Here is a 14,052-nt window from a genome sequence, read left to right on the forward strand (position 1 = left end):
GCATTTATCGATATAAGGGGCGCCAACGGCAGTCTTAGCCCGGAGTTATGTTTATGAGCACCGACAAAGAGCAATTGGACGTAGAAGACGACTTCATCGCTGCCGAAACCGAGGACAGCGAGCCCGTGGTCGAGGTCGCAAAAACCAACCTCAGCAAGCGCCGCACCATCGATAACCTGCTGGAAGAGCGCCGCCTGAAAAGGCAATTGGCAGATTATGATTTTGATTTGTAATTAACATGCGCCCACTCAAAAGCCTCCTTTGCGGAGGCTTTTCGGTTTGTAGAGGTGTCGTTGTTCACACGGGGCATCATCGATGCCACACCGCCGGCCCTCTCCTGCCGGCTGAATACCAGGGGTTTTCCTTGTCGTCCCTGCTGCCTTCCCCCTCCTTCAAGCGTCCTCTGCCAGATACCGGCCGTTAAACCAGGCCGTTGCGCTGCGCCAGCTCGATCAGGTCAACCAGCGAGCGGGCATTGAGTTTGAGCAATAAACGCGTTTTGTAGGTACTGACGGTCTTGTTGCTCAAAAACATGCCATCGGCAATTTCCTTGTTGCTCTTCCCTCTGGCCAATTGCTGCAACACCATCATTTCACGGCCGGAAAGCCGATTGACCATATCGGCCTCACTGGCATTCCCCAGGCTGGAGCGCACGGTGTGCAACGCCTGGTTGGGGAAATAGCTGTAGCCGGACAACACCGCCTTGATGGCACTGAGCATTTCAGTCAGGTCCTGCTGCTTGCACACATAACCGGCGGCACCGGCCTGCATGCAGCGCATGGAGAAATGCCCGGGAGCCTGCGAGGTCAACACCAGAACTTTGAAAGAAAGTCCCATAGACGTTAAACGGGCAATGACTTCCAGCCCGTCCAGTTTGGGGATCCCGATATCGAGTATAACAATGTCCGGCGCATGTTCCCGCGCCAACTGTAAAGCATCTACACCGTTATCCGTCTCCGCAATGACTTCGTAGCCATGACGTTCCATCAGCATACGTACAGCAAGACGAATGACGGGATGATCATCCACGATCAGCACTTTATTCATGGGCAAGTCCAATTTTCGCTGTTCGAATTTTCAGAGTCAGCACAATAGCCTAGTCATACCCTCCTGGGCATAGCGCCTCCACCGGGCAGTACCAGCCAAAGACATTCCCTACAAACAACAGAGATTTGCCCTACAAAAAAAGCACTATCATAAAAAGTGCAACGCCTCGGAAGACAGCCAGTCGTCCAGGCGCCATACAATCCAGGATAAACACCCACCCCGCTGGAGTTTTATTATGGCCTCCAGTAGAAGGAGATCATCTCGCTTCGTTTTGCCGGTTTCAAACATTAGAACGCAAGGCGATGGTGTGTCTAATGGATTTCTGCAACAAGAAATAATCCGTCCCCGCGCGGCCAGCCCAAGCCCGGGCCGCGCCACGTGCTCGTCGCCCGGACCGGCGACCTGGCGCCGGGCGCCCCCATGCCCAACGGCCGCACGGGGCGGCGCTCGGGAAAACCGCCATAAAGCCGCCCGGTATACACATAAGTAAGGACGGCATTATCAAAAAGATGTTTATCCTGATGCCCAGTCGCCAGAAACATTTGATAACTTGCACGCGCCCTTCGCAAGCGCCTACACAACCTGCCTTGAGTCGTTCAACTTCCATACCGCCCGACCCTCAACGTTAACAGCAGCAAAACCTCACACTTAAAAAAACGCCAATCCACAACCGATAAAAAGAACAGGAAATGGACTACACCCCGCCAAGAACGCTTACCTTCAATTCTACAAGTACCGCCCGAAAGCAACCCCCTGTGGTTTGATCCTTTCCTGGCGGGCTGCAAACTCGATACTTGCTGACTCACTTCAAGACCTTCGAACACCACCCAATCGTTTATTCAATTCCTAACATCGAATGACATTAGCAAAGGTCTATCCTACGACTCGGACGAGCAGGCCATATATAATGAACGACCACACATTCAAAAAGCATCTCAGCCCACACAAACATCCGGATCTTGACCTGGATCTGGCCATTGACGACTTCCTCAAACGCGGTGGCACCATTGATCGCGTGCAAGGCCCGGTCTGCGAGCAGGCACCGCCGGACACCGGCGATCACTCCCCGGCGTCGGAGGAAGAGGAACGAGCACGCAAAACCGAACTGCTGCGTGAGCTGATTACCAAAGGTGCAGGCATCTGCGCACTGCAGTACTCGCTCAAGATGAACAAGAACGAGATAAAGCGCATGGCCCGGGAAAACGGTCTGAAGATCGTCCAGAGCCGCGCGCTGCACCTCACTCGAAAATACCGGGCATCGCACTCCGCCACCGCCGAGTTCGCCCAGGATGCGATTGCCGGACACGCCATGCACTATTGCGCGCTCGGCTACACCGCCATCGAAATCGCACAAAAACTCGACCTGACCGTACGCCAGGTCTGCGAACTCGGGAAAAACTACCGTTTCGAACTCAATCACCGCAGCGACAATCGGGATGAATAATGCCGTCCCGACGGCAAAAAAAAGCCCCGGCCAACAGGCCAGGGCTTTTCAGGGCAACAACCGATCAGAACAAGCGACGGCCTTTGTTCGCCGCAATGCGCATGCGCAGTGCGTTGAGCTTGATGAAGCCGGCCGCGTCGGCCTGGTTGTAGGCACCGCCGTCTTCTTCGAAGGTGGCGATGTTGGCATCGAACAGCGACTCATCGGACTTGCGGCCGGTGACGATGACGTTGCCCTTGTACAGTTTCAGGCGAACCACACCATTCACGTGGGCCTGGGACGCATCGATCATCTGCTGCAGCATCAGGCGCTCAGGGCTCCACCAGTAGCCGGTGTAGATCAGGCTGGCGTACTTGGGCATCAGCTCGTCTTTCAGGTGAGCGACTTCGCGGTCCAGGGTGATCGACTCGATCGCCCGGTGCGCGCGCAGCATGATGGTGCCGCCTGGGGTTTCGTAGCAGCCGCGGGACTTCATGCCCACATAGCGGTTCTCGACGATGTCGAGACGACCGATACCGTGTTCGCCACCGATACGGTTCAGGGTCGCCAGCACGGTGGCCGGGGTCATTTCGACGCCGTCCAGCGCGACGATATCGCCGTTGCGGTAGGTCAGTTCCAGGTACTGCGGCTTGTCAGGCGCGTTCTCCGGGGAGACGGTCCAACGCCACATGTCTTCTTCGTGCTCGGTCCAGGTGTCTTCCAGCACGCCGCCTTCATAGGAGATGTGCAGCAGGTTGGCGTCCATCGAGTACGGGGATTTTTTCTTGCCGTGACGCTCGATCGGGATGTTGTGCTTTTCAGCGTAATCCATCAGCTTTTCACGGGACAGCAGGTCCCATTCACGCCACGGAGCGATGACTTTCACGCCGGGCTTGAGGGCGTAGGCACCCAGTTCGAAACGGACCTGGTCGTTGCCCTTGCCGGTAGCGCCGTGGGAAATGGCGTCAGCGCCGGTTTCGTTGGCGATCTCGATCAGGCGCTTGGCGATCAGCGGACGCGCAATGGAGGTACCCAGCAGGTACTCGCCTTCGTAGACGGTATTGGCACGGAACATCGGGAACACGAAATCGCGCACGAATTCTTCGCGCAGGTCGTCGATATAGATCTCTTTCACGCCCATGGCTTGCGCCTTGGCACGTGCAGGTTCGACCTCTTCGCCCTGACCCAGGTCAGCGGTGAACGTCACCACTTCACAGTTATAAGTATCCTGCAGCCACTTGAGGATCACCGAAGTGTCCAGGCCGCCGGAATACGCCAGAACGACCTTGTTTACGTCGGCCATGCCATCACTCCACGGGGTTGTACGGAAAGGCGTCGATTCTAACGCTCAAACCGGTGGATTTACAGAGGCGCGACAGCTTAGGACGGCAAAGCGACAGATAATGTCGAGGCGGCGACGAAAACAGCCGCTTCAGGAGGTCTTCGCAGCACTCGCCGCATTGGCGGTAGGCGCGGGAGCCGGTGCCGGCGCGGACTTCTCGGCGACCGGGACACGCTCCAGATGGATATTGACCCGGCGGTTCTTCGCCCGATTGGCCGCACTGGTGTTCGGCACCAGGGGATAACGTTCGCCATGAAAGCGCATGACGATTTCCGATTCGGGGATGCCGTTGGCCTTGAAGAAGTCCATCACCGCCAGCGCCCGACGGCGCGACAGGTCACGGTTGGCCAGGCGATTGCCGGCATTGTCGGAATGCCCGTCGAGTTCGATATGGTTGACGGTCGGGTCGGCCTTGATGAAATCAAGCATCACCTGCAACTCGGCCTTGGCCTGGGCATCGAGGTCGACGCCAGTACCGGGAAAACCGATCTGCGCCTGCTTCACCTGCTCGAAATTCTTCGGCAGCAATTTCGCGGTGCACTCCTGATAGTCGCTGTAGGCCTTGCTGAACTTCACCGGCAGCAGGCGGACTTCCGAAACGCCACCGTCTCGCGAATAGTGGCGAACCAATGGACTGCGCCCCTCCATCAGGCCACTGACCAGGCGTCCGGCCTGGCCCTGGGAACTGTTGAACAACACATCGCCACTGCCGATCTGCACCGAGCCCAGGTTGATGTCGCCACGCCCCGGCTGCCACGGCGCCGCGGCGGCGAGCAAGGTCGCCGAACCGCCGCCAAGTACGTGGTTGTAGGATTTCAGGCGAAAGGTCACCTGCTCGCCGGCCCGGCGCACGAACTCACCGGCACCGAAGTCGGTGATCGGCTGGCTCAACCGGCACTCGAACTTGTCCCCCTCCACCTTCCACTCGATGCTCTCCAGACGGGTCTGGAAAGTCATGGCCATGGCGGGCAGGCTGGCGAACATACTGAGCAAGGCTAAATAACGCTGGCGCACGGGAGGCTCCACTGAATGTCTACATCGTCAAGACAGGCATGCCGATTCCACGCCCTACCTCTGTGGTATCGGTTGGCCGTGGCAAAACTTGATAGCGAGTGCCTGAGGCCGTCTTTTCCGGTAGCATTCCCTTCAGTTCGACCCGCCTGGAATCCCCAATGTCCGACCGCCTGACCCTGCTGCGTCCCGACGACTGGCATATTCATCTTCGCGATGGTGCTGCGTTACCCCACACTGTCGCGGATGTTGCGCGCACCTTCGGCCGCGCCATCATCATGCCAAACCTGGTGCCACCGGTGCGCAACGCCGAGGAAGCCGACGCCTATCGCCAGCGCATTCTCGCTGCGCGCCCGGCCGGCAGCCGCTTCGAACCGTTGATGGTGCTCTACCTCACCGACCGGACCCAGCCCGAGGACATCCGTGCCGCCAAGGCCAGTGGTTTCGTCCACGCCGCCAAGCTCTACCCGGCCGGTGCGACCACCAACTCGGACTCCGGCGTCACCAGCATCGACACGATTTTCCCGGTCCTGGAAGTCATGGCCGACGTCGGCATGCCGCTGTTGATCCATGGTGAAGTCACCCGTGGCGAGGTCGACGTGTTCGACCGCGAGAAGCTGTTCATCGACGAGCATATGCGCCGCGTCGTCGAACGTTTCCCGAGCCTGAAGGTGGTGTTCGAACACATCACCACGGCGGATGCGGTGCAGTTCGTCAGCGAGGCCTCGGCCAACGTCGGCGCGACCATCACCGCCCATCACCTGCTGTACAACCGCAACCACATGCTGGTGGGCGGTATCCGGCCACATTTCTACTGCCTGCCGATCCTCAAGCGCGGCACGCACCAGGAAGCCCTGCTGACGGCGGCAACCAGCGGTAATCCGAAGTTTTTCCTCGGCACCGACTCGGCGCCCCACGCCCAGCACGCCAAGGAAGCCGCTTGCGGTTGCGCCGGTTGCTACACCGCCTATGCCGCGATCGAGTTGTATGCCGAAGCCTTCGAACAGCGCAACGCGCTGGACAAGCTCGAAGGTTTCGCCAGCCTGCATGGCCCGCGTTTCTACGGACTGCCGGCGAACACCGAACAGATCACCCTGGTCCGTGAAGAATGGACCGCCCCGACCAGCCTGCCATTCGGCGAGCTGTCAGTCATCCCGCTGCGCGCCGGTGAAAAACTGCGCTGGCGCCTGCTGGAGAAAACGCTGTGAGTGAAGAGCATTTCGACGACGAACAAGAAGGCAATGGCGGCGGTACCGGCTCCCGGCACCCGATGGCCGCACGCTTTCGTGGCTACCTGCCGGTTGTCGTCGATGTCGAGACCGGCGGTTTCAACGCTGCCACCGACGCCCTGCTGGAAATCGCCGCGACCACCATCGGCATGGACGAAAAAGGCTTTGTGTTCCCGGAGCACACCTACTTCTTCCGCGTCGAACCGTTCGAAGGCGCCAATATCGAAGCCGCTGCCCTGGAATTCACCGGGATCAAGCTCGATCACCCACTGCGCATGGCCGTCAGCGAAGAAAGCGCGCTGACCGACATTTTCCGTGGTGTGCGCAAGGCCCTGAAGGCCAACGGTTGCAAACGCGCGATCCTGGTCGGTCACAACAGCAGCTTCGACCTGGGCTTCCTCAACGCCGCCGTGGCGCGGCTGGACATGAAGCGCAACCCGTTCCATCCGTTCTCCAGCTTCGACACCGCCACTCTCGCCGGCCTCGCCTACGGCCAGACCGTATTGGCCAAGGCCTGCCAGGCAGCCGATATCGACTTCGACGGACGTGAAGCCCACTCGGCCCGCTACGACACCGAGAAGACCGCCGATCTGTTCTGCGGCATCGTCAACCGCTGGAAGCAGATGGGCGGCTGGGAAGACTACAACGACTGATTGGGTCGACGAAAAAATCCCCGCCCATAAAAAAACCGGTCATGAAGACCGGTTTTTTTATGGGTGACGCGTGAAGCCAGGCGCTTACAGCTTGCCGGCGTGCTCGGTCAGGTACTTGGCAACGCCTTCTGGCGAAGCGTCCATGCCCTTGTCGCCTTTTTTCCAGTTGGCCGGGCAGACTTCGCCGTGCTCTTCGTGGAATTGCAGGGCGTCGACCAGACGAATCAGTTCTTCCATGTTACGGCCCAGCGGCAGGTCGTTGATGATCTGCGAGCGGACAACGCCCTTGTCGTCGATCAGGAACGCGCCACGGAATGCCACGCCGCCTTCGGACTCAACGTCGTAGGCCTTGGCGATGTCGTGCTTCATGTCGGCAGCCATGGTGTATTTGACTTTGCCGATGCCGCCGTCGTTGATGGCAGTGTTGCGCCAGGCGTTGTGGGTGAAGTGCGAGTCGATCGAAACGGCCACGACTTCAACGTTACGTGCCTTGAAATCGTCCATGCGGTGGTCCAGGGCGATCAGCTCGGACGGGCAGACGAAGGTGAAGTCCAGCGGGTAGAAGAACACCAGGCCGTATTTGCCTTTGATGGCCGAGGACAGGGTGAAGCTTTCAACGATTTCGCCATTGCCCAGTACGGCAGGGACGGTGAAGTCGGGGGCTTGTTTGCCTACGAGTACGCTCATTGGATATCTCCTGGTGTGATGCGGTGAAGAACTGAGGTCAAAGCCCAGCCTGCCATAAGCAGACGACAGGACTGTGACGTGACCTACCTTCCTTAAGGACCGACCATCATACACCGCGTTTTTCGACTGTCCCCAACGCTTTTTACAAACTCGCCCGCCACGACGGTGACACCATTCGTCAGACAAGCAGTCCGTTGACAAAAGCTTTACCGAAAGCACTTTGACAATCATTCTCGTTAACATTAAGATCCAGCGCAATCGAGCCTTAATCAGCGATGGTTCTCACCTTATGTATGTCTGCCTCTGCACTGGCGTCACCGATGGGCAAATCCGCGAAGCGATTTATGACGGTTGCTGCAGCTATCGCGAAGTGCGACAAGCCACCGGCGTGGCCAGCCAATGCGGCAAATGTGCGTGCCTCGCCAAGCAAGTGGTGCGCGAAACCCTGACCGAGCTGCAAAGCCAGCAGGCGGCGATCCCCTACCCGGTAGAATTTTCGGCCGCGTAAAGAACCCATTCCCAAAGAACCGGACCCCGTGTCCGGTTTTTTTATGCCTGCAATTCAATTGCTTAGGACTAAGACGCGGAACACAAACATTCTTATTCCGATTAATTTTCATATATGATTCAATAACTTAGGTTTGACACTCGAAGTTGCCGGGATCAAACTCCGTCTTATAGTCAGTTACTACAGGACAGGTCCCTACCATGAAAGGCGATATCACGGTCATCCAGCATCTCAACAAGATCCTTGCCAATGAGCTGGTCGCGATCAACCAATACTTCCTGCACGCACGCATGTATGAAGATTGGGGCCTGAACAAGCTGGGCAAGCACGAGTACCACGAGTCCATCGACGAGATGAAACACGCGGACAAGCTGATCAAGCGCATCCTGTTCCTTGAGGGCCTGCCGAACGTGCAGGACCTGGGCAAGCTGCACATCGGCGAACACACCAAGGAAATGCTCGAGTGTGACCTGCGTATCGAACGCACCGGTCATGCCGACCTGAAAGCCGCCATTGCCCACTGTGAAGCCACAGGCGACTTCGGCAGCCGCGAACTGCTGGAAGATATCCTCGAATCCGAGGAAGAACATATCGACTGGCTGGAAACCCAACTGGGCCTGATCGACAAAGTCGGTCTCGAGAACTACCTGCAGTCGCAAATGGGCGAATAAACAGCGCCCATTAAAAAGCCCCGCACTCTTGTTCAGAGTGCGGGGCTTTTTTACGGGTGCCGAATAAACACCCCCCCCTGCAGGAGCCGGCTTGCCGGCTCCTGCAGGGTTCTGTGCAATCGACTCAGGCTTCGGTCTTGGCCGCTGCCGCTTTGGTCGCTGCTTCCTTGACCAGGGTCTGCAACTCACCGTTGGCGAACATTTCCGCCATGATGTCGCTGCCGCCGACCAGCTCACCACCGACCCACAGTTGTGGGAACGTCGGCCAGTTGGCGTACTTCGGCAGGTTGGCGCGGATTTCCGGATTCTGCAGGATGTCCACGTAAGCGAACTTCTCGCCACAACCCATCACGGCCTGCGCGGCCTTGGCGGAAAAGCCGCACTGTGGAGCATTCGGCGAGCCTTTCATGTAAAGCAGAACGGTGTTGTTGGCAATCTGCTCTTTAATCGTTTCGATGATATCCACAAGGCACCTCTTCTGAACTTTCCGACTCTGTTGTCGGCACGGTGAGGCATTGTAACGGAAAGCCAAGCGTGGTGCTCGGTCTCCCCGACATCCGCCATCAGGCGGCCGCCACGGTGACCGGCACGCCATTCAACGCCGCATTGCCCGACAACATATCCAGGTGGCGCTCATCGGTCAGGTCGTTGGCGCTGGAGCCCGGCTGGCCGCTGGCAATGCCCATCCTCACCCCGGGCCGCGCATGCCCCCAGCCATGGGGCAGGCTGACCACGCCGGGCATCATCTCCAGGCTGGCGAGCACCTCCACTTCGATCATGCCGACCCGCGAACGGACCTGCACCCGCTGGCCATCCTCGAGGCTGCGGCTGGCCAGGTCATCGGGGTGCATCAACAATTGATGGCGCGGCTTGCCCTTCACCAACCGGTGATAATTGTGCATCCAGGAATTATTGCTACGCACATGCCGGCGACCGATCATCAGCAACTCCCCGACTGGCGGTGCCTGTTGCGCGGCGAAGCGGGCGAGGTCCGCGAGGATCACCGCCGGCGCCGCCTGGACCCGTTGCCCGGGCGTCTTGAGACGTGACGCCAGGTTGGGCTTGAGCGCACCGAGATCGACGCCATGGGGAAAGTCTTCCAGGGTCTTGAGCGACAGCTGGTGCGGTGAAGCATCGCCATACAGCCCCATGCGCAAGCCCATGTCGATCATCTGCGCCGGGGCCATGGTCGGCTTGAGCACCTGGCCGGTCAGGCTGGAAAACGCCTTGGCCAGGCCGACAAAAATCTCCCAGTCGTGCAACGCGCCCACGGGCTTGGCCAGGATCGCCTTGTTGAAACGACTGACGTTACGCACCGCGAACATATTGAACGTGGTGTCGTAGTGATCGTTTTCCAGGGCCGAGGTCGACGGCAGGATCAGGTCGGCATAACGGGTGGTCTCGTTGATGTACAGGTCGATACTGACCATGAACTCCAGGCCGTCCAGCGCCTGCTCCAGTTGCCGGCCATTGGGCGTGGACAGCACCGGGTTGCCGGCAATCGTCACCAGCGCCCGCACCTGCCCTTCCCCTTCGCTGAGCATTTCCTCGGCCAGGGCCGACACCGGTAGCTCACCACTGTATTCCGGCAACCCGGACACCCGGCTTTGCCAGCGGTTGAAATGGCCGCCGGAGGTCGAGGCCACCAGGTCCACCGCAGGCTCCGTGCACAAGGCCCCGCCGACCCGATCGAGATTGCCGGTCACCAGGTTGATCAACTGCACCAGCCAGTGGCACAGGGTGCCGAACGACTGGGTCGAGACACCCATCCGCCCATAACAGACCGCCTTGTCCGCCGCGGCGAAGTCCCGCGCCAACTGGCGGATCTGCGCCGCCGGCACCGCGCACAGCGGGCTCATGGATTCGGCGCTGAAACCGGCCACGGCCTGGCGTACCTCGTCGAGGCCGTCCACCGGCAGATGACTGGCACGCGTCAGCCCTTCGGCGAACAGGGTGTTGAGCAGACCGAAGAGCAAGGCTGCATCACCGCCCGGGCGAACGAACAGGTGCTGGTCGGCCATGGCCGCCGTCTCGCTACGGCGGGGATCGACCACCACGACCTTGCCGCCCCGGGCCTGGATCGCCTTCAGGCGTTTCTCCACATCCGGCACGGTCATGATACTGCCGTTGGAGGCCAGGGGATTGCCGCCCAGGATCAGCATGAAATCGGTGTGGTCGATGTCCGGAATCGGCAGCAACAGGCCATGGCCGTACATCAGGTGACTGCTCAGGTGGTGCGGCAATTGATCGACGGAGGTCGCGGAAAAGCGATTGCGGGTTTTCAGCAGGCCGAGAAAGTAGTTGCTGTGGGTCATCAACCCATAGTTGTGCACGCTGGGGTTGCCCTGATAGATCGCCACGGCATTCTGGCCATGTCGGGCCTGGATCGCCGACAGGCGCTCGGCCACCAGGGCAAAGGCCTCATCCCACTCGATCGGCAACCATTCAGTGCCCACCCGACGCATCGGCTGGCGCAGGCGATCCGGGTCGTTCTGGATATCCTGCAGCGCCACTGCCTTGGGGCAGATATGCCCACGACTGAAGGTATCCAGCGGATCGCCCTTGATCGAGGTGATCAGCACCGCCTCTTCGCTGGCGGTGGTTTCGATGGTCAGGCCGCAAATGGCCTCACACAGGTGGCAGGCACGGTGATGGAGAGTCTTGGTCATGGCCAGTCTCTGTTTTGTTCAAGGCAACCCGGATCGGTTGCGAGAACAAAACTATGGCCCCACGCCGGGCAGCATGCCAGCGACGTTCGTCTTGTGAATCGGGGGGCATCAGGCCTGCCGATGGCGGCCTGGAAGTCAGGCCAGGGGCAGCCTGGGGGCGGGTTGCAACTGGATCTCCTGAATCGTCTCAAGCTGCTCCTGGCTCATATGGACCCCGGTCAGCTCGCCGATCAGGCGCCAATGCTCGTCGAGACCGGAACTGATAGTCGCCATCCGATCAATCATCCGGCGGCCGGCCGCCCGGGTCACTTCATCTTCGCTACGCAACAACTCGAACGACATCGAGGTCACGGAGGCGGTCATATGAGTCAGTGCCTGTGCCGTCAGCTTCAGCAATTCCATCAACTGTTGCTCTTTCGATTCCATTCCAAAGCCTCCCTGTGTCCACGGTGACACATTTTACAACCTAGCAGATTAGTTTAGGAAATGTTTCCACGAGTGCCATCTTGCACGCCAATACTTCGCCTGGGCAGTCAGAAAGCGACCAGGGGCCGCCTGCGCCCGCCGCCCCCGATTGCCAAGGGTTCGGGGCACAGTGTACAAAGACCCGCTGTCGCCAGTGGGCAGGCGTGTATCAGGCCGGGAAAAGGTCACGTTCATCGAGACGATGCGAACCCCAACCACCCTGAATCTAAGCCTCCTATTGGTAACACGCGACATTTTCTTATACGATCGCGTCTTCCCCTATTTCGTCGCCCCGTGCGGCTTACGCCGCAGGTCTCGCCCGTTTTTCCGTAAAACCCGGCTTTGAGTATCTGCGGTCTGTTGCAAAAAGGTAGTTAATGATGAGCGCAAGGCACTTTCTCTCCCTGATGGATTGCACGCCCGAAGAGCTGGTCAGCGTGATTCGTCGAGGCATCGAGCTGAAGGACCTGCGTAACCGCGGCGTACTCTTCGAGCCACTCAAGGGCCGGATTCTCGGGATGATCTTCGAGAAATCCTCGACGCGCACCCGCGTGTCCTTCGAAGCCGGCATGATCCAGCTGGGCGGCCAGGCGATTTTCCTCTCGCCGCGCGACACCCAACTGGGCCGGGGCGAGCCTATCGGCGACAGCGCCATCGTCCTGTCGAGCATGCTCGACGCGGTCATGCTCCGTACCTTCAAGCACAGCACCCTGACCGAGTTCGCCGCCAACTCCCGGGTACCGGTGATCAACGGCCTGTCCGATGACCTGCATCCCTGCCAGTTGCTCGCGGACATGCAGACGTTCCTCGAACACCGCGGCTCGATTCAGGGCAAGACCGTGACCTGGATCGGCGACGGCAACAACATGTGCAACAGCTATATCGAGGCGGCCATCCAGTTCGACTTCCAGTTGCGGGTCAGTTGCCCCGAGGGTTATGACCCCAGCCCGGCGCTGCTGGCCCAGGCCGGCGAGCGGGTCCAGCTGGTCCGCGATCCGCGTGCAGCGGTCAGCGGCGCGCACCTGGTGAGCACCGATGTCTGGACCTCCATGGGCCAGGAAGAAGAAACCGCCAAGCGCCTGGCCCTGTTCGCGCCCCTGCAAGTCACCCGCGAACTGCTCGACCTGGCCGCGCCCGACGTGCTGTTCCTGCACTGCCTGCCAGCCCACCGTGGCGAGGAAATCAGCCTCGACCTGCTCGACGACCCGCGCTCGGTTGCCTGGGACCAGGCCGAAAACCGCCTGCATGCGCAAAAGGCCCTGCTCGAATTCCTGGTCGCGCCGGCGTATCGCCCTGCATGAGTCATTCGTTGCTGTTGAACCTGCATGACCTGGCCTGCGGCTATCAAGCGCAACGGGTTGTGCAGAACCTCAACCTGCATCTCAACAGCGGGGACATCGGTTGCCTGCTCGGCGCGTCCGGGTGCGGCAAGACCACCACCCTGCGAGCCATTGCCGGTTTCGAGCCGGTGCACGAAGGCGAAATCCAGCTGGCGGGCGAAGTCATCTCCCGCGCCGGTTTCACCCTCGCGCCGGAGAAACGCCGGATCGGCATGGTGTTCCAGGACTACGCGCTGTTTCCGCACCTGAGCGTCGCCGACAACATCGCCTTCGGTATTCGCCTGCACCCGCGCAAGGCCCGTATCACCGAAGAAATGCTCGAGCTGGTCAACCTCAAGGGGCTGGGCAAGCGCTATCCCCATGAACTCTCCGGTGGCCAGCAGCAACGGGTGGCCCTGGCCCGCGCCCTGGCGCCGGAGCCGCAATTGCTGCTGCTCGACGAACCGTTTTCCAACCTCGACGTCGAGCTGCGGCGCAAGCTCAGCCAGGAAGTCCGGGACATCCTCAAGCAACGCGGCACCAGCGCGATCCTGGTGACCCATGATCAGGAAGAGGCCTTCGCCGTCAGCGACCAGGTCGGTGTGTTCAAGGAGGGCCGCCTGGAACAGTGGGATACGCCCTACAACCTCTATCACCAACCGCAGACGCCTTTCGTCGCGAGTTTTGTCGGCCAGGGCTACTTCATTCGTGGGCAACTGAGCAGCCCCGAGTCAGTACAAACCGAACTCGGCGTGCTGCGTGGCAACCGGGCCTACGCCTGGCCCCTCGGCGGCGCAGTGGATGTGCTGCTGCGGCCGGATGACATCGTCCATGCCCCGGACAGCGCACTGAAGGCAACGGTCATCGGCAAGACTTTCCTTGGCGCCTCGACCCTGTATCGCCTGCAACTGCCAACGGGCAGCCAGCTGGAATCGATTTTCCCCAGTCACGTCGATCACCTGCCAGGGATCCAGGTCGGTATTCGCGTGGCGGCCGAGCACCTGGTGCTGTTCCAGCCCGCCGCGTAG

Annotated in this window: 15 protein-coding genes; 8 read left to right on the forward strand and 7 right to left on the reverse strand. The window is 59.9% G+C overall.

Annotated features, from left to right (window positions below):
* Positions 1 to 53 precede the first annotated feature (53 nt).
* Positions 54 to 233, forward strand: a complete 180-nt coding sequence (locus tag CWE01_RS31620) for a PA3496 family putative envelope integrity protein (RefSeq protein WP_100944479.1) — start codon at positions 54 to 56, stop codon at positions 231 to 233.
* Between the two features lie 187 nt (positions 234 to 420).
* Here the strand turns inward: CWE01_RS31620 and CWE01_RS31625 are convergent, their stop codons facing one another.
* The gene (locus CWE01_RS31625) at positions 421 to 1,047 is read right to left on the reverse strand and encodes a response regulator transcription factor (RefSeq protein ID WP_040070340.1); all 627 of its coding nucleotides are present in this window, start codon (positions 1,045 to 1,047) and stop codon (positions 421 to 423) included.
* A gap of 907 nt (positions 1,048 to 1,954) precedes the next feature.
* Between CWE01_RS31625 and CWE01_RS31630 the strand changes: the two genes are divergently transcribed.
* Positions 1,955 to 2,491 carry a hypothetical protein gene (locus CWE01_RS31630; RefSeq protein ID WP_100944480.1) on the forward strand — a complete coding sequence of 179 codons (537 nt, stop codon included), beginning with the start codon at positions 1,955 to 1,957 and terminating at the stop codon, positions 2,489 to 2,491.
* 64 nt (positions 2,492 to 2,555) lie between these two features.
* On the opposite strand, the gene CWE01_RS31635 is transcribed toward CWE01_RS31630, so the two are convergent.
* Together CWE01_RS31635 and CWE01_RS31640 are read right to left on the reverse strand one after the other, a co-directional pair.
* Positions 2,556 to 3,773, reverse strand: a complete 1,218-nt coding sequence (locus CWE01_RS31635) for an argininosuccinate synthase (protein ID WP_100944481.1) — start codon at positions 3,771 to 3,773, stop codon at positions 2,556 to 2,558.
* A gap of 129 nt (positions 3,774 to 3,902) precedes the next feature.
* The gene (locus CWE01_RS31640; protein ID WP_100944482.1) at positions 3,903 to 4,826 is read right to left on the reverse strand and encodes an OmpA family protein; all 924 of its coding nucleotides are present in this window, start codon (positions 4,824 to 4,826) and stop codon (positions 3,903 to 3,905) included.
* 158 nt (positions 4,827 to 4,984) lie between these two features.
* On the opposite strand from CWE01_RS31640, the gene pyrC reads away from it, so the two are divergent.
* Both pyrC and rnt read left to right on the forward strand, forming a co-directional pair.
* Complete coding sequence (gene pyrC, locus CWE01_RS31645) at positions 4,985 to 6,031, forward strand: dihydroorotase (protein WP_100944483.1); 1,047 nt, start codon at positions 4,985 to 4,987, stop codon at positions 6,029 to 6,031.
* Complete coding sequence (rnt, locus tag CWE01_RS31650) at positions 6,028 to 6,705, forward strand: ribonuclease T (protein ID WP_100944484.1); 678 nt, start codon at positions 6,028 to 6,030, stop codon at positions 6,703 to 6,705. The genes pyrC and rnt overlap by 4 nt, the downstream gene beginning before the upstream one ends.
* Positions 6,706 to 6,789: 84 nt before the next feature.
* Here rnt and CWE01_RS31655 read toward each other — a convergent pair whose 3' ends face one another.
* Entirely contained in the window at positions 6,790 to 7,392 is a 603-nt protein-coding gene (locus CWE01_RS31655; RefSeq protein WP_100944485.1) for a peroxiredoxin, read from the reverse strand.
* Positions 7,393 to 7,681: 289 nt separating this feature from the next.
* Between CWE01_RS31655 and CWE01_RS31660 the strand changes: the two genes are divergently transcribed.
* Both CWE01_RS31660 and bfr read left to right on the forward strand, forming a co-directional pair.
* The gene (locus CWE01_RS31660; RefSeq protein ID WP_100944486.1) at positions 7,682 to 7,900 is read left to right on the forward strand and encodes a bacterioferritin-associated ferredoxin; all 219 of its coding nucleotides are present in this window, start codon (positions 7,682 to 7,684) and stop codon (positions 7,898 to 7,900) included.
* A gap of 200 nt (positions 7,901 to 8,100) precedes the next feature.
* Positions 8,101 to 8,571: a bacterioferritin gene (gene bfr, locus CWE01_RS31665; protein WP_100944487.1), complete on the forward strand. Its 471-nt coding sequence runs from the start codon at positions 8,101 to 8,103 to the stop codon at positions 8,569 to 8,571.
* A 124-nt stretch (positions 8,572 to 8,695) separates the two neighbouring features.
* Here the strand turns inward: bfr and grxD are convergent, their stop codons facing one another.
* From grxD to CWE01_RS31680, 3 genes are all read right to left on the reverse strand, one after another.
* Positions 8,696 to 9,037, reverse strand: a complete 342-nt coding sequence (gene grxD / locus CWE01_RS31670) for a Grx4 family monothiol glutaredoxin (RefSeq protein ID WP_100944488.1) — start codon at positions 9,035 to 9,037, stop codon at positions 8,696 to 8,698.
* Positions 9,038 to 9,134: 97 nt separating this feature from the next.
* Positions 9,135 to 11,240 carry a molybdopterin oxidoreductase family protein gene (locus tag CWE01_RS31675; protein ID WP_100944489.1) on the reverse strand — a complete coding sequence of 702 codons (2,106 nt, stop codon included), beginning with the start codon at positions 11,238 to 11,240 and terminating at the stop codon, positions 9,135 to 9,137.
* A gap of 135 nt (positions 11,241 to 11,375) precedes the next feature.
* Positions 11,376 to 11,666 (reverse strand): hypothetical protein, encoded by a 291-nt coding sequence (locus CWE01_RS31680; RefSeq protein ID WP_100944490.1) that lies wholly within the window; start codon positions 11,664 to 11,666, stop codon positions 11,376 to 11,378.
* Between the two features lie 419 nt (positions 11,667 to 12,085).
* Between CWE01_RS31680 and argF the strand changes: the two genes are divergently transcribed.
* Together argF and CWE01_RS31690 are read left to right on the forward strand one after the other, a co-directional pair.
* Entirely contained in the window at positions 12,086 to 13,006 is a 921-nt protein-coding gene (argF, locus tag CWE01_RS31685; protein WP_100944563.1) for an ornithine carbamoyltransferase, read from the forward strand.
* Positions 13,003 to 14,052, forward strand: a complete 1,050-nt coding sequence (locus tag CWE01_RS31690; protein WP_100944491.1) for an ABC transporter ATP-binding protein — start codon at positions 13,003 to 13,005, stop codon at positions 14,050 to 14,052. The genes argF and CWE01_RS31690 overlap by 4 nt, the downstream gene beginning before the upstream one ends.

Origin of the sequence: Pseudomonas sp. QS1027 (genome assembly GCF_002814235.1) — a bacterium.
In the GTDB taxonomy this organism is placed as follows: domain Bacteria; phylum Pseudomonadota; class Gammaproteobacteria; order Pseudomonadales; family Pseudomonadaceae; genus Aquipseudomonas.